This window comes from Lacinutrix sp. MEBiC02404 (genome assembly GCF_053601575.1).
Genome location: NZ_JBSHNV010000128.1, coordinates 137,966 through 155,947 on the forward strand (window position 1 = coordinate 137,966; position 17,982 = coordinate 155,947).

General features: G+C 35.2%; 10 protein-coding genes and 1 tRNA gene. 4 read left to right on the plus strand and 7 right to left on the minus strand.

What is annotated here, in order from left to right:
- Positions 1–125: 125 nt before the first annotated feature.
- A complete protein-coding gene (locus ACVCXO_RS03625; RefSeq protein WP_452228232.1) occupies positions 126–617 on the plus strand; it encodes a metallophosphoesterase family protein in 492 nt (163 codons plus the stop codon).
- Positions 618–741: 124 nt separating this feature from the next.
- Here ACVCXO_RS03625 and ACVCXO_RS03630 read toward each other — a convergent pair whose 3' ends face one another.
- Entirely contained in the window at positions 742–1,152 is a 411-nt protein-coding gene (locus ACVCXO_RS03630) for a DUF4293 domain-containing protein (RefSeq protein ID WP_452228233.1), read from the minus strand.
- A gap of 197 nt (positions 1,153–1,349) precedes the next feature.
- Between ACVCXO_RS03630 and rho the strand changes: the two genes are divergently transcribed.
- A complete protein-coding gene (rho, locus tag ACVCXO_RS03635) occupies positions 1,350–3,023 on the plus strand; it encodes a transcription termination factor Rho (protein ID WP_452228234.1) in 1,674 nt (557 codons plus the stop codon).
- 271 nt (positions 3,024–3,294) lie between these two features.
- Here rho and rpsT read toward each other — a convergent pair whose 3' ends face one another.
- The 3 genes from rpsT to proS form a co-directional block, all read right to left on the minus strand.
- Complete coding sequence (gene rpsT, locus ACVCXO_RS03640) at positions 3,295–3,546, minus strand: 30S ribosomal protein S20 (RefSeq protein WP_452228235.1); 252 nt, start codon at positions 3,544–3,546, stop codon at positions 3,295–3,297.
- A gap of 32 nt (positions 3,547–3,578) precedes the next feature.
- A tRNA-Glu gene (locus tag ACVCXO_RS03645) sits at positions 3,579–3,650 on the minus strand.
- A 172-nt stretch (positions 3,651–3,822) separates the two neighbouring features.
- Positions 3,823–5,301, minus strand: a complete 1,479-nt coding sequence (proS, locus tag ACVCXO_RS03650; protein ID WP_452228236.1) for a proline--tRNA ligase — start codon at positions 5,299–5,301, stop codon at positions 3,823–3,825.
- A gap of 101 nt (positions 5,302–5,402) precedes the next feature.
- On the opposite strand from proS, the gene ACVCXO_RS03655 reads away from it, so the two are divergent.
- Entirely contained in the window at positions 5,403–6,389 is a 987-nt protein-coding gene (locus tag ACVCXO_RS03655; protein WP_452228237.1) for a hypothetical protein, read from the plus strand.
- Positions 6,390–6,482: 93 nt separating this feature from the next.
- Positions 6,483–8,021 (plus strand): OmpP1/FadL family transporter, encoded by a 1,539-nt coding sequence (locus ACVCXO_RS03660; RefSeq protein WP_452228238.1) that lies wholly within the window; start codon positions 6,483–6,485, stop codon positions 8,019–8,021.
- A gap of 76 nt (positions 8,022–8,097) precedes the next feature.
- Here the strand turns inward: ACVCXO_RS03660 and ACVCXO_RS03665 are convergent, their stop codons facing one another.
- The 3 genes from ACVCXO_RS03665 to ACVCXO_RS03675 form a co-directional block, all read right to left on the minus strand.
- The gene (locus ACVCXO_RS03665; protein ID WP_452228239.1) at positions 8,098–9,942 is read right to left on the minus strand and encodes a T9SS type B sorting domain-containing protein; all 1,845 of its coding nucleotides are present in this window, start codon (positions 9,940–9,942) and stop codon (positions 8,098–8,100) included.
- Between the two features lie 15 nt (positions 9,943–9,957).
- Positions 9,958–16,143 (minus strand): T9SS type B sorting domain-containing protein, encoded by a 6,186-nt coding sequence (locus tag ACVCXO_RS03670; RefSeq protein ID WP_452228240.1) that lies wholly within the window; start codon positions 16,141–16,143, stop codon positions 9,958–9,960.
- Between the two features lie 240 nt (positions 16,144–16,383).
- Positions 16,384–17,982 (minus strand): T9SS type B sorting domain-containing protein (locus ACVCXO_RS03675; protein WP_452228241.1); only part of this gene is annotated, 1,599 nt, incomplete at its 5' end.

Here is a 17,982-nt window from a genome sequence, read left to right on the forward strand (position 1 = left end):
TAAAAGGCAAAGATAGAATTTTAATCTATCTTTAAATTTCAAATAAAAGTTAATTAATCTTAAGATTTTCACTTTATAAATCTTAATTCCTAAAAAATAGATTTCCACTTTCGTGGGAAGTATGCATGACTAAAATTCTCCTACTTTCAGACACACATAGTTATATTGACGATGCCATATTAAAGCATGTAAAACAAGCGGATGAAGTCTGGCATGCTGGTGATATTGGCGATTTAAAAGTAACAGATGCTATTCAAAAATTAAAACCGCTACGTGCTGTTTATGGAAACATTGACAACAACGAAGCTAGAATGGAATTCCCAGAAAACAATAGGTTTATGTGTGAAGGTGTCGATGTTTGGATTACACACATTGGCGGTTACCCAAATAGATACGATATTAGAATAAGAGACGAAATAAAAAAGAACCCGCCAAAGCTTTTTATTTCTGGTCACTCGCATATTTTAAAAGTGATGCAAGACAAAAAACTTAACCTATTACACATGAATCCTGGAGCTGCTGGCAAACACGGATTTCAACAAGTAAGAACTATGCTTCGTTTTGTTATTGAAGGAACAACGATTAAAGATTTAGAAGTTATTGAATCTAAGAAATAAAAACGCCTAAAGATTAAACAAAATTATCAATAGGCAAAAGCTTCCTTCTTACAAAAAATTAGGCAAAAAAAAGCCCAAGATCTTCACCTTGGGCTCACGCACTAATACTACTAAGATGATAGGTTTATCGTAATCTATCTACAGATTTTACAAGATCTTCATCCTTCTTAATGGCCTTATTAGCTAAAACTAATAACACGATAGAAATAATAGGAAGAAAAATCCCAATACCTTTCTCAGAAACGTTAGTCTCTCCAGATACGTTTAGCGATTGATACACAAATAATCCTAGTAAAAAAAGATTTAATATGATGTTAAGTCGTCCCAACATAAATTGCGACTTCCTATTTTTAAACATAAATATAGAGATTAAAGATAAAGCTGCTGAGCCTAAAAACAATCCAAAATACAACATATTATCTTTTGCAAAAACTAAAGTGTTATTTACAGTAGTCCATAAATTAAACACAAAAGTTAAACCTGCAGAAACTCCTGCGGCCAATAAAAGATAAATACTTTGTATACGTTGAATCATAAAATTCTTTAAATCTTGAAGACAAAAATAACAGTTTCTTTTATAAAAAGGACAGAAAAACTTAAAATAAAGTTGTATAATTGCAATAACAATATGTAACATACACGGTTATACCTTGTTAATTCTTCAGAATAAGATCTATTTTCTTCAAAATAATTCAAATTCTATATCTAACACAAAATATTCAATTCAACATAATGTTTGAAATCACACAATTAAAAGAAATGAAGCTACCTGAATTACAGGAAATAGCTAAAACTTTAAACGTATCTAAGTACCGTACTTTAAAAAAATTAGACTTAGTATATCAAATACTAGATCACCAAGCTGCAAATCCTAAAGCTGTAGCAGCAGTTGCACCAGTGGCAAAACCTGTTGAAAAAACAGAAGTAAAAAAACCAAGACAAAGAGTTCAAAAGCCTGCTACTCCAAAACCAGCAGTGCAAAAAACAACGCCAACTACTCCTACAACTCCAGAAAAAAGCGAAGAAGTTGTTACTACAGAAACTAAAGTAGAAGAAAAACAACAACCAAAGCCAAAGTCTAAACCTAATCCAAGACCAAAGCCGCAAGCAAAAAGAGAACCGCAAAAAGCGCAAAAAGAAAAAACAGATTCTACCAGCGACAAACCGGAAAGAGCAGAAAAGCCTAGAGAAAACAAAAAGCCGCAACATAAAAACCAAAACCAGAATAAAAACGCTGGAAATAACGGAAACAAAGACACCAGAAATCGCTATAGAGAACCAGATTTTGAATTTGATGCTATTATAGAAAGTGAAGGTGTTTTAGATGTTATGCAAGATGGTTACGGATTTTTACGTTCTTCAGATTATAACTACTTATCATCACCAGATGATATTTATGTATCGCAATCGCAAATTCGTTTGTTCGGATTAAAAGTTGGAGATACTGTTTTAGGAAATGTTCGTCCGCCAAAAGAAGGTGAAAAATATTTCCCATTAATTAAAGTGAGTAAAATAAATGGTCAAGATCCAAATGTGGTAAGAGACCGTGTTGCTTTTGAGCATTTAACGCCTTTATTTCCACAAGAAAAATTTAACATTGCTGAAAAGCAAGCTACTATTTCTACACGTATCATGGATTTGTTTGCGCCAATTGGTAAAGGACAACGTGGTATGATTGTATCCCAACCAAAGACTGGTAAAACCATGTTATTAAAGGATGTTGCAAATGCTATTGCAGCAAATCATCCAGAAGTATACCAAATGATTTTACTAATTGATGAAAGACCAGAAGAAGTAACAGACATGCAACGTAATGTGCGTGGTGAAGTTATTGCCTCTACTTTTGATAAAGAAGCACACGAGCACGTAAAAATCGCAAATATTGTTTTAGAAAAAGCAAAACGTCTTGTAGAATGCGGGCACGATGTGGTTATTCTTTTAGATTCTATTACACGTCTTGCAAGAGCATACAACTCGGTACAACCAGCATCTGGTAAAATATTAAGTGGTGGTGTAGATGCAAATGCATTACACAAACCAAAACGTTTCTTTGGTGCAGCACGTAACATTGAAAATGGAGGATCTTTAACTATTATAGCTACCGCTTTAACAGAAACAGGCTCGAAAATGGACGAAGTTATCTTTGAAGAATTTAAAGGAACTGGTAACATGGAACTACAATTAGATCGTAAGATTTCTAATCGTAGAATTTTCCCTGCTATTGATTTAACCTCATCCAGTACACGTCGTGATGATATTCTATTAGATGAAACAACCATTAAAAGAATGTGGGTAATGCGTAAATACCTTGCAGATATGAACCCTGTAGAAGCGATGGAGTTTATTAATGAAAGATTTAAACAAACCAGAAACAACGAAGAGTTTTTAATTTCTATGAACGGATAAAACCACTTCACATATAATACATAAAAAAGCCTTGAGAATCGTCTCAAGGCTTTTTTTATGCGCTTCTTATATACTTATTCACTTAACTATTTAGGCGTTACCACAAGGGTCGTGCTATGCACTACTAGTTTTGGCTCGAAGCGTACGCTCGCCAAAAGCTAACCGTTGCTATCCCTAACGCAGTTAGTAACACCTAATCTAAATATAGTAAACAAAAAAAGCTCCTCCAATGGAGAAGCTTCTTATAATTTCTTGTAGAAGTTTTTACGACTTATAAAGCAGCAACATACTTTGCTAAACCAGACTTAAGGTTCGCAGCTTTATTAGCATGTATAACATTTTTCTTCGCTAATCTATCTAACATAGATATTACAGAAGGAAATAAAGCATCTGCTTCTTTCTTATCCGTTACCTCACGTAACTTCTTGATAGCATTACGCGTTGTTTTATGCTGATATTTGTTTCTTAAACGTTTAGCTTCGTTACTTCTAATTCTTTTTAACGCTGACTTATGATTTGCCATTTGTTTGTTTTTTTCTTTTTATTAAAAAATTGTAGCCCGTAGGGGAATCGAACCCCTCTTACATGGATGAAAACCATGCGTCCTAGCCGATAGACGAACGGGCCTTTTTTGCTTTTGAGATTGCAAATATAATAATAATTTTTAAACCTGCAATAAATTATTTTTAAACTTACAATACTTTTCAAAAAACTCACAACGTTTCCATTGCGGATGCAAAAATACAACTATTTTTAAATGTTGCAATAGCTAAGCAATATTTTTTTCAAAAAAAATGAATTAATATGCTTTTGCAAACAACACTCTACGTTTAGAAGGGTTTCCTGTAAATACACATTTTCCATCTTCTTCTTTTGTATCCATTGGTATACAGCGTATTGTAGCTTTTGTGATCTCTTGGATTTTATCTTCGGTTTCTGTTGTACCATCCCAATGCGCAGAAATAAAACCTCCTTTATTTTTTAAAATATCTTTAAAATCATCGAAATTTTCCACTTCAGTGATGTGAGAATCTCTAAAATCTAGTGCTTTTTGGTATAAACTATTCTGAATTTCTTCTAATAAACGCTCTACTGTAGAAGTTAAATTGTCTATTGCAATCACTTCTTTTGTCTTTGTATCTCGTCTAGCGATCTCTACAGTACCATTTTCTAGATCTTTTGGTCCAATAGCAATACGTAATGGCACTCCTTGTAATTCATGTTGTGCAAACTTAGCTCCTGGTCTATACCCATCTCTATTATCATATTTTACAGAAACGTTTTTTGCATTTAAGTCACTTTTTATCAGGTTTGCAATTTTACTTACTTCTTCAAATTGCTCATCTGTTTTATAAATAGGAACAATAACCACCTGGTTTGGCGCTAAACTTGGAGGCAATACTAATCCTTCATCATCACTATGCGTCATGATTAAAGCACCCATTAATCTTGTAGAAACACCCCAAGATGTTGCCCATACATAATCTTTCTTTCCTTCCTTAGAGGTGAACTTTACATCGAAAGCCTTTGCAAAATTCTGACCTAAAAAGTGAGAGGTACCTGCTTGTAATGCTTTTCCGTCTTGCATTAAAGCTTCAATACAATAGGTTTCATCTGCACCCGCAAAACGTTCACTTTCAGATTTCACACCTTTAACAACAGGCATTGCCATAAAATTTTCTGCAAAAGTGGCATACACGTTATTCATTAATTCTGCTTCTTTAACGGCTTCTCCTTTTGTTGCATGCGCCGTATGCCCTTCTTGCCATAAAAACTCTGCAGTACGAAGAAATAAACGAGTACGCATTTCCCAACGTACTACATTTGCCCATTGGTTTATTAATAAAGGTAAATCCCTATAGGATTGCACCCATCCTTTAAAGGTACTCCATATAATAGCTTCACTAGTTGGTCTTACCACTAATTCTTCTTCTAGTTTTGCTTCCGGATCCACACGAAGTTTCCCTGGGTTATCTGGATCGTTTTGTAATCTATAATGTGTAACAACGGCACACTCTTTTGCAAAGCCTTCCGCATTCTTTTCTTCTGCTTCAAACAAGCTTTTAGGTACAAAAAGAGGGAAATAGGCATTTTGATGTCCTGTTTCTTTAAACATTTTGTCTAATTCTGCTTGCATTTTTTCCCAAATGGCATATCCATAAGGTTTAATAACCATACAACCGCGAACTGCTGAATTCTCTGCTAAATCAGCCTTTACAACCAATTCGTTATACCATTTGGAGTAGTCTTCTGCTCTACTTGTTAGTTTTTTGCTCATATACAGGGTTTTGGCACAAATATTGTGACTATGTTAAATAATGAAATAGTTCAGCAAAACTAACTATTTTTGTATAGTTCAACAATAAAATCTTAAGAGATATGCAATTTAAAAAATACACCAAAGCACAAATGCCCTTTTTAGCACTATTAGCTATTGCTTTTGTTTTGACCTCATGTGGTTCATCACAATACGTTAGCGAAGATAATGATGGTATTTATGGATCGACGCAAGAACCTGTAGAACACAATGATGTAGTTAATGATGAAAACAGCTTATACTACAAAAATTATTTTCAAGAAAACGCTACAGAATATGATTACATAACAGAGGAAGATGCTGTATTTACAGATATTGATTCCTATGAAGGTAATTATGTTGAACAAGAAACTACAGAACCACAATCTTACGCAGGTTGGGGACAAGACAATAACGATGTAACCATAAACGTATACTCTAACTTTGGAGGTTATGGATACAACAATTACTGGAATAGACCTTATGGATATGGTTATTCTTCTTATTGGAATTCTGGTTGGGGATATTCTGGCTTTTATGATCCTTTCTGGGGTTCTCCTTATTATGGTGGCTTTTACGGATATGGTTATGGAGGATATTACCATTCTCCATACTGGAATAATTATGGGTATAACAATTACCATGGTAGAAATAGTGTAGCATATCACAGTTCAAGACGTGGTAACAGTATAATTAACGGAAGAAATAGTGCTATCTACGGTAGAAACACAACTAGATCTAATGTGAGAACAACTACTCCTAGAAGAAGAAATAGTACAACAACGCAAACAACCAGACCTAGAACGAGTACTTCAACGTCTACAAGACCTAGAACAAGGACTACTACAACAAAACCTAGAACAACGACTAAACCTAGAACAACGACTAAACCTAGAGTACAATCCACTAGAACTAAAACAAACACGACTACAACAACACCAAGAAGCAACACGTATTCTACGCCAAGATCTTCATCTAATAGAGGTAGTTCTACATCCAGCTCTTCATCAACTAGAAGTAGTTCATCTTCTACTAGAAGCAGTTCTTCAAGTAGTCGTAGTAGAAGATAAATTCAGAATTAAAAAATCACTAGCGAGCTAACTAACCATTTTATTTTTAAAGGTGTTAGCTCGTTTTATTTATACTAATTAAATTATTTATACATGAAAAAAGGAATCTTACTGTGCATAGGCTTTATGTCTATGTCGCTAACTTACGCACAAGACATTACAGATGCACTACGTTATGCCAAAGATGACGTTCAAGGAACTGCAAGATATAGAGCATTAAGTGGTGCTTTTGGAGCACTTGGTGGAGATATGAGTGCCATAACTATTAATCCTGCAGGTTCTTCCGTTTTTAACGATAGCCACATTTCTATATCCCTATCTAATCAAAACAAAAAGACCGATACTCGATATTTTAATGGAAAAAATAATGACTCAGAATCGAATGTCGATTTAAACCAAATTGGTGCTGCCTTTATATTTAATAATGGAAACGCTAATTCTAATTGGAAAAAATTCACACTAGGTGTTACTTACAATAAAATAGAAGATTACAATACGGATTGGTTTGCTCAAGGGACAAATAATAACAATTCTATTGGTGATTATTTTTTACAAAATGCAGACGGATTACGATTAGATCGTATTTCACGTTTTGAAGGAGAGTCTTATGGAGAGGCATATAGTGATATTGGTGTCACCTATGGAGATCAAAACCAACAGGCTTTTTTAGGTTATGAATCTTATATTTTAGAACCAGATGCGAATACAGATGATAACATCTTTTACACTTCGAATATCGGAGATGGAGAATACAACCAAGAATACACCTATGCAGCAACTGGTTATAATGGAAAATTCACCATTAATGCTTCTACTCAATATGGCGAAAACCTATATTTAGGAGTAAACGTAAACACGCATTTTATAAACTACGAACGTTCTACTTATTTATTTGAAGGAAATGATAATACAGGTTCCCTAATTAATGAAGTTGGTTTTGAAAATAACTTAAAAACAATTGGCTCTGGAATCTCATTACAACTTGGAGGAATTTTTAAGGTTACAGAACAATTTAGAGTTGGTTTATCTTATGACACACCAACTTGGTACACCATAGAAGATGAAACCAGCCAATCTATTAAAACGTTGAGTTATGATGGAATTGCATTAGAAGATGGCGGCACTTTTTACAACGCCAACATCAATCCAAGAGTACTCAATTTATACGAACAATACAATTTAAAAACACCAGGGAAGTTAACAGGAAGCTTAGCTTATGTTTTTGGAACTCGTGGTTTATTAAGTTTTGATTATTCTTTAAAAGACTACAGCAATACTAAATTTAAACCGGCGTCGGATATAGATTTTGCTTATCAGAATAATATCATGAACGATAGATTAACGACTGCAGCTACGTATAAAATAGGTGGTGAATATAAAATAAAGCAGTTTAGCTTAAGAGGTGGCTATAGAATGGAAGAAAGCCCATATAAGGATGAAGAAACCATTGGAGACTTAACAGGATATTCTTTAGGTTTAGGATATAATTTTGGAAAACTAAAATTAGATATAACTTTCGATCAATGGCAAAGAGAAACGAACTATCAACTATATCAAGTTGGTTTAACGGATGCAGCAAATTTAGATAGTAAAAATGCGAACGTGACTATGTCTGTTAGTTTTAACTTATAACCTTAAAATAATTATTTAATATAAAAAAACCGGAACATTCATTGTTCCGGTTTTTTTATATTATTATTTGTTGCTTTTATCTCTTTAAAGTAAAATGAGAAACATATTCTTTTTTACCTATACCATTAACAATGTTTGGCTCTTTGTACTCTATAGAAAACCAATAATCATTAGGAGGCACTGGTTGTCCATTAAAAGTTCCATCCCAGCCAATACTAGCAGCATTGAATTGTTTTATTAATTTACCATATCTATCAAAAATAGAAATTACGGCATCCGGATTAATACCAGTAATTCGCCATACATCATTATACCCATCATTATTGGGTGTAAAAACTAACGGATAGTCTACTACTAATATGGAAGTGCTTATTTGTCCGCAACCATTAATATCTCTCACGGTAATACTATTTTCACCCATAATAACATCACTAAAGGTATAACTATTACCATTCCCTTCAAAAACACCATGATTCAAACTAAACTCATAATTGCCTTCTAATCCTAATTCTTCATTAACATGCACTTCAATAACATTCGCGCTATTAAATACTTCAGAAATAACTTCAACCGATAAAGCTGTAGGTGTATAACTACCTATTACTTGTGAAATCGTATTTTCATCATCTATAGCTGTGGTACAACCCGTACTATTATTAGTAACTAATACACTGTAAACGCCAGGCTCTAAAGGTTCATAAAACGAATCCACACTTAATATAGTAGTAGGATTACTTATTTCCATCCATTCAAAACTATATTCTGCTGTAGATAATTCGGTATCTAGAATTGGATTATCAATAAGTTCCGTGCCATTAGTATTTTCACAAATATAAAAATTATCTAAATGTACTATTGGATTTAAAAGAACAGACAAATCAAAGTCCCCAACACTAAAGCATTCTATTATAGGGGACGCAGTATTATCAATTCTAACATAAATTATTTCATGAGCAAACGTATTAACATATGCACTAAGAAGTTGATTTTCATGAGCAATAGCATCTTCCTCTGACGAAAAATAAGAAACGGAATATAGGTCTGGATTCAAACCATTTAAAACTTCTTCATTCCAAGAGTCGAGATCAAACGCACCAATGCCATCATTTTCATTTAAATTATCACATATAATATATGGTTCGATATCCTCTTTAACAATAGGTGTCTCAATAAATTCTACTTCATACTCAAATACATTAAGCAAACCGCCATGTATATCATAAACTTCTGCCATATAATTATTAGTATGCATAGATAGAAATACTTCTTCATCTCCACCTGCTATTAAAAGGTAAGATCCTGGATTTACTATATCTTCCTCGTACCAAATATATGTTTCTGCATTTTCAGTATGCGCATTTAACGCTATAGACTCTCCTTCACAGGCTTTTAACCCCTCTAAAATAGCACAATTAGTAGTACCATCTCCAGAATTCTGATTTATGGAAATAACTCCGGATTCTCCAGAAAAGTTGGTCACTAATAACATATAAAACTCACCCGAAACAGCATTTGTAATAAAAACATTTTCAACACCATTTGGGGAATAACTACAATCTATAATATTAGAGCTGGTTAACCCAGAATTACATGCTTCTGTAGTATCTACAAACGGCCCGTACAATATAAAGTCCACATCCAAATTAGGTACTCCCAGTAAATCATTAGTTTGCTGAATGGTTAAATAAATTTCACCACTTATTCCTATTTGAAGAAAAAACCAAGCTGGATTAGGTTGCGTTGTAAGACAGCCATAATCTGGTCCTAGCTCCGCTGTAGAATAATCTGATGTATTTAAAAAAGATAAATCTGTGGAACTACAAATAGGCTCAGCGGTTACGCACGAAGACGCACCACCATTTAGTTGTCCAGAAACTAAGGAGCTAGAAAAAAGAAAAAGAAGCACCAATAATACTCTCATTTTATAAGTTACAAATTATCTCTTCAAAGTAAAATGAGCTCTAAATTCTTTTACACTTGTATCTTCTAAATTATTAGGGTCTCTGTACTCTAAAGAAAACCAGTAATCACTTGATGGTAAAGGTTGTCCGTTAAAAGTTCCATCCCAACCAATACTAGTAGGACTTAGTTGTTTTATTAATTTACCATATCTATCAAAAATATGAATTACAGCATCTGGATTAATACCAGAAATACGCCATGTATCGTTATGTCCATCATTATTTGGCGTAAAGAATAATGGGTAATCTACTACTAATATTGTAGTACTATCATCTCCACATCCATCTGCATCTCTTACCGTTATGGTATGATTTCCTGCTGTTACATTATTAAAGGTATAGATATTTGTTCCATTACTTACAAAAGGACCATTATCAATACTAAATTCATAAGATGCACCAGGAATATCATCTACACTTGCCTGAATAACATTTTCACTTGCAAATGTTTCAGAAACAATAACAGCTTCTAATCCTGTTGGCGGAATACTATTTGTAACTACAGACATGGTATTAGGATCTCCCATAACCGTTACACAACCTGTACTATTATTTGTAATAAATACACTATACGTTCCAGCTGCTACAGGCTCGTAAAAAGAATTTGTTCCTAAAACAGTAGTTGGATTACTAGCTTCCGTCCACTCAAAAGAATAATCCAATGTACTTAAACCAGTATCTATTGTTGGATCATTTACAATATTACCGTCATTATCAAAACATAATATAAACGAATCCTGAAGATCTACAATTGGTCTAGGGTTTACTGTAAATGTTTCTACTTGAGAATCCCTACATGTTCCTCCCGTGGTATACAAAATAGAATATGTAGCTCCAGGAATTGCATCTGTTACTTCTCCTGTAGCGCTATCAATTATAGAACCATCTGCAGGATCTATATCGAATATAAATACACCTCCTGAAGTTCCTGTTACATTTGCTGTTCCTCCAAAACAATTTGGAGTCATACTAAACGAAGCATCTTCTAATGGAATAATCATAACCGTTTCTGAATCCGATAATACACTGGAACAAGTAGTTGTTGGCGTAGTTACACTTGTTAATTGAATAGTTTGAGTTGCAGTAGCCCCAGAAACCGTTACCGTTGCTACACCTGAAGCATTTAGTGTTACTGGACTTGCAGGAACTCCCACAATTCCCGAGTAATAAACTACATCTCCTGCTGTTCCTGTTATAGTAAACTCTGCATCTGTTCCTGAACAAGTACTAAAATTACTTGTTAATGATATTATTGTTGGATTAGGATTTATGATAACTGTATTCGTTTCAGATAAAGTCCCGCTACAACCTGTACTCGGACTACTAGCGTTCGTTAATACTATTGTTTGATCTACAGTCGCGCTAGTTACTGTTACTATTGCTACACCGGAAGCATCTAAAGTTACTGGACTTACAGGAATTCCTGTCACTCCTGAGTAATCAATTATATCTCCTGCTGTTCCTGTTATAGTAAATAAAACATCCTCTCCTGAACAAGCACTTCCATCACTTGTTAAAACTACTGTTGGTGGCGCTATTATGGAAACTGTTTCTGTATCTAACAACACACTAGAACAAGTCGTTGTAGTGTTTGTTACCAAATCTAAAGTAATTGTTTGATTTGCTGTTACTCCCGAAACTGTTATTGTAGCCAAACCGGATGCATCTAGCGTTACAGGACTTCCAGGAACTCCTGTCACGCCAGAATAATCGACTATATCTCCTGCTGTTCCTGTTATGGTAAATATCGCATCATCTCCAGAACATACACTTGTATTACTTGTTAAGGATAATATGACTGGATTAGGATTTATAGTAATTGTTGCGGTATCTGTAAGCGTACTGGAACAAGTAGTTGCTGGAGTAGTTACTGTACTTAAGAAAATTGTCTGGTCTGTTGTAGCTGCTGTTACTGTTACCGTTGCTTCCCCTGAAGCGTTTAAAGTTACAGGGCTTACTGGAGTTCCTGTTACTCCTGTATAATCTACTACATCTCCTGCGGTTCCTGTTATCGTAAACACTGCATCACTTCCAGAACAAACATCTGTATTTGTTGTTAAGGATACTATTGTAGGATTAGCATTTACCGTAACCGTATTTGTATCTGATAATGCACTAGAACATGTAGTTGTTGGGTTATTCACAGTATCTAATGTAATCGTTTGATCTGTAGTTACACCAGTTACTGTTATCATTGCTGTACCAGAAGCATCTAAAGTTACTGGACTTGCTGGCAATCCTGTTATCCCAGAGTAATCAACTATATCTCCTGCTGTTCCTGAAATAGTAAATACTGCATCACCTCCAGAACATGTACTACCATTACTTACTAATGTAACCGTTGGTGCTGCAATTATTGTAACCGTTTCCGTATCTGATAATGTACCAGAACAAGTAGTGGTGGTATTCGTTACAGTTGTTAAACTAATGGTTTGATTTGTGGTTACTCCTGCTACTGTAATTGTTGATATACCTGAAGCGTCTAGAGTTACTGGGCTTGCTGGTGTTCCCGATACTCCCGTGTAATCTACTACATCTCCTGCTGTTCCTGTTATTGTAAAAACGGCGTCTTCTCCCGAACAAATATTCATATTACTCGTTAGCGATACTATTGTTGGACTAGCGATTATGGTAATCGTTGCCGTATCTGTTAAAGCACTAGAACAAGTAGTTACTGGGTTCGTAACCGTAGACAACACCATAGTTTGATTTGTTGTTACTCCTGTAACGGTAACTGTTGCTATACCTGAAGCATCTAAGGTAACCGGACTTCCTGGCGCTCCCGTTACTCCTGTATAATCTACCACATCCCCTGCTGTTCCTGTTATAGTAAATATAGCATCACTTCCAGAACAAACATCGGTATTCGTTGTTAATGAGATTATTGTTGGATTCGCATTTATAGTAACCGTATCCATTTCTGACAAAGTACCACTACAACCTGTACTTGGGTTACTAACATTAGTTAACGTTATCGTTTGATCTGTTGTTACTCCTGCTACTGTTACTGTTGCTACACCAGAAGCATCTAATGTAACCGGACTTATTGGTGTTCCTATAACTCCTGTATAATCTACTACATCTCCTGCTGTTCCTGTTATAGTAAATACCGCATCATCGCCAGAACAAGCACTACCATTACTTGTTAAAACAATGGTTGGATTTGCATTAATAGTAACCGTCACTGTATCTGTTAATGGACTAGAACAAGTAGTTGTTGCGTTAGTCACAGAACCTAATGTTATAGTTTGATCTGTTGTTACTCCTGTTACAGTTACTAATGCTACACCAGATGCATCTATAGTTACTGGACTTGCAGGAGTTCCTGTTATTCCTGTATAAGCGACAACATCTCCTGCTGTTCCATTTATAGTAAACGTTGCATTTCCACCAGAACAGGTAGAAACATTACTTGTTAAGGATGTTATTGTTGGATTTGCATTTACGGTAATTGTTGCCGTATCCGATAAAGCACTAGAACAAGTAGTTGTTGTGTTTGTTACCGTACTTAATGTAATGGTTTGATCTACTGTTGCTCCCGTAACTGTAATTACTGCTTCTCCTGAAGCATCCAAAGTTACTGGACTTGCTGGAGTTCCTGTTACACCAGTATAATCTACCACATCTCCCGCTGTTCCTGTTATAGTAAACACGGCATCATTTCCAGAACAGATATCTGTATTTGTTGTTAATGATGTAATTGTAGGGTTCGCATTTATGGTAACGGTTTCTACTTCTGATAAAGCACCACCACAACCTGTAGTTGGGTTACTTACATTAGTTAGTGTAATCGTTTGATTTGTAGATACTCCTGCTACAGTTACTGTTGCTAGACCTGAAGTATCTAAGGTTACTGGACTCACTGGAGTTCCTGTTACTCCTGTATAATCTACAATATCTCCTGCAGTTCCTGTAATAGTAAAGACTGCATCTTCGCCAGAACAAGCACTACTATTACTTGCTAAAGTAATGGATGGATTCGCATTTATAGTAACGGTTTCGGTGTTGGTTAGTGTTCCCGAACACGTTGTACTTGGATTGGTAACATTGGTTAAAGTAATCGTTTGATCTGTTGTTACACCTGCTACTGTTACTAAAGCTACTCCGGATGCATCTAATGTTACTGGACTTGCTGGAGATCCTGCAATACCTGTATAACTAACAACATCTCCTGCTGTTCCTGAAATAGTAAACTCTGCATTTCCTCCAGAACAGGTAGAAACATTACTAGTTAAGCCAATGGATGTTGGACTAGCATTTATGGTAACCGTCTCTGAAGTAGATACTGGTCCGCCACAAGTAGCACTTGGGTTATTAATATTAGTTAATGTAATCGTTTGATCTGTTGTTGCTCCAGCTACTGTTACTGTTCCTACACCAGAAGCATCTAAGGTTACTGGACTTGCCGGAGTTCCTGTTACTCCTGTATAATCTACAACATCTCCTGCTGATCCTGTTAAAGTAAACACGGCATCATCACCAGAACAAATTGGTGAGTTTGAAGTTAATGTAACTACAGGTGCTGCTACAATATTTACTGTTGCTGATGTAGTTAATGGTCCACCACAAATAGAATTCAAATTATCGGAAGACAATAAATTAAGTGTTTGTGATGTTGTAATTCCTGTTATAGTAATTACAAATTCTTCTGTAGCATCTAAAGTAATCGTTTGTGTAGTTCCTCCATTAAGATTATATTCTATCACATCGTTTTCTGAACCAGAAATAGTAAACACCGCGTCTCCACCTGGACATGTATCTGGACTACTTGTTACTGTAATTACTGGCGTTGGCGATACCACAACCGTTATTGGTTTGTAGGCTAAGATTACATCACTTGTTAGAGCATCTGTATACGTTACCTGAGCTACATACGTTGTTGTTTGGCTTGGGTTTACATCTAACCCTGTTGGATCTGTACCAATTACAGCGCCAGACTCATCTAGCCATTGAAAGCTAGTAACGGTATTTGCAGTTCCATTAGGATAAAACTGCCAAGCTTCTGGTGTTGCAACATTCCAAACGCCTGTATTTCTACCAGGAGGTGAAATACCCTCTGTACCTGCATTATTTTGTATCCCTACAGCTGCTCTACCACCTGCCCAAGCTGCACAAATATCTTTTTGAAAAAGATAGTTTTCAATAATATTTGTGGTTTCATAAAATATTATCATTTGGGTAGATCGTGTTGCTCCCCAACAAGAATATTGTCCTACATTAAAAAATGTAAAAACAAAAGCTCTAAAAGGAGCTTCTCCTTTTATACTATAGGTTGTTCTATAACTCCCAGCAGTGATTGGGTCCGTTCCCGTTGTAGTTCTAGGGTACATATCATGAATAGCTCCAAAAATATTTCCATTTCTTAAAGCTGCATCTGTATTATTAGGGATTAATGCTCCCGCGGCTGGAGTCCAATAATGACCTGCACCTGCATTACTAGTATCAAAACTTACCGCTCCGTTAGTAGATAATACACAGGAGGAGTAGTTTTGTTCGTAAAACTCAAAATCGAAGGCAAAATTTAAAACGGAACTCCAATTATCATCGGTAGTTAAAGGTGTATCTGCGGCAGTATCTCCAAAAGAAAAAGGAGGATTTACTGGTATGGATCTCACGTCATAACTATCAGAAGTACCGACTTCTGTATAATCTGCTGTTAAAGTTAAAGTTGGTATCGTACCTGTATCTAAATCAACGCAAAAAGCATCTGTAATACAAACATTAGCACCACAGCTTATGCTACCACTACTTGTATTTAATGAGATTTGTGAAGAACCCGTACCTGCACTATAAGTAGCAGGAAACACTCTAATTTCTATTTGGGCAGTATCGCAATTAGAAGGAACGGCATTTTCGCAAATCTGGTATGTAATATAGTAAATGCCTTGCGGCGTATTTGCTGCAATACTAACAAAGCCCAATGGATTGAAAGTTATAAATCCTAAAGGATCAGGAATAGTTTCCGTTAATGTAAAATCACCATAAGTGGTATTAATAAGCGCTGTACCATTAAAATAATCATTTGCCCACATTCGCGGTCCAGCTGCGTTTGCTGCGCCTGGATTATCCGATCGACCTACAACTACATCATCTATAGCAATAAGCTGCGCATAAGTAGTGTTAATAAATAGTAAACAACATAAAATAAGTAACTTTTTCATAGAGAGAAATAAAGGTGTAATTTAATTAACACATAGCTTATCAACTAAATAGCCATTAATATTTAAAATAATTGCTTAAAATTAAGAAAATTTTAGTAAACTTATAGTTAAATTATCATGAAATAGTAAATACTCCCCTTATAAGCTAGAATACAAAGAATTAATACCCTAAACTATTATCATTTATTATTTTCAATAATATGGAAAAAGAATATAATACATTCCTATCTTTCATTAAAATTATCTTTTCAATGTAAAATGTGCTTTAAAAACTTTTTTACTAGTATCTAATCTATTGTTTGGATCACTATACTCTAAAGTAAACCAATAATCACTAGCTGGCAGTGGTTGTCCGTTTAACGTCCCATCCCAACCTTCATTATTAGTATTTATTTGTTTTAATAGTTTACCATATCTATCAAAAATGTAAATTTTAGCAGCTACTTGGTTCCCTAAACCTATAATTTGCCATGTATCATTGTGTCCATCATTATTTGGTGTAAAAAACAAAGGATAATCTATTATAAAAACGCTTGTACTTAATACACCACAACCTTCTGCATCTTTAACCGTTACTTCATGTTCTCCAGAGGACACATTATAAAATACATATGAATTTGTACCATTACTTTCAAAACTATTTCCATCTAAACTAAATTCATAAACAATCCCTAATTCTTCATTTACATGTACTTCAATTATATTTTCGTTTACAAATGTTTCCGAAGTAATTATTGCCTGTAATCCACTCGGAGTACTACTTTGAATGACGGTTGTCATGGTATTTAAATCTCCTATAACGGTGGAACAACCGGTAGTAATATTAGTCGCTAACACGTTATAAGTTCCCGCAAGTGTAGGCTCGTAATACGAGTTGGTTCCTAAAACAATTCCCGGATTCATTGTTTCTGTCCATTCGAATAAATAGTCCGACATCGATAAATCGGAATCGATTCTTGGTTGATTAATACTATTTCCTTCGGAATCTAAACACAATATAAATTCATCTTCTAAATCAATGACAGGTAAAGGAAGAACGGTAAAATTAACTATTTGAAAATCTGCATTACATATGCCACTTACGGAATACATTATGGAATAAGTGGAATCTGGAATAGCATTAATGACTTCTCCTGTTGTTGCATCTAGGCTTGCGCCATCGGCAGGATGGATATGAAAAGTAAAAACACCTCCACTAACCCCAGTTATGTTTGCTATTCCTCCATCGCAAGTTGCTGTCATATTAAAGGATGCATCTTCTGATGGTAAAACGGTTACTGTTTCTGTACTATTTGCTATACAGGCTGTTCCCGTGGTTGTATATTCTATAGTATACGTGACTCCGGAAACACCATTAGTCACTTCTCCAGTTACTCCGTTTATTATTGCCCCATCGGTTGGTACAGGTCTAAAAGTAAAGGTTCCACCTGCATCTCCTGTGATATTTGCTGTTCCGCCATCACAAGTAGATGTCATATTAAAAGAAGCATTTCCGGAGGTTAAAACAGTTACCGTTTGTGTGCTACTTGTTCCGCAGGTTCCTGGACTCGCATATTCAATAGTATAGGTTGTTCCAGAAATACCATTAGTAATCGTTCCGCTAGTTGCGTTTATTGTTGCGCCATCGGCTGGTATCGGATTAAAAGTAAAGCTTCCGCCAAGATCTCCTGTGATATTTGATGTTCCGCCATCACAAGTTGCTGTCGTATTAAAAGAAGCGTCTCCTAAAGTTAAAACAGTTACCGTTTGTGTGCTGCTTATTCCACAAATCCCTGGACTTGTGTATTCAATAGTATAGGTCGCTCCTGAAACACCATTAGTCACCAATCCGCTAGTTGC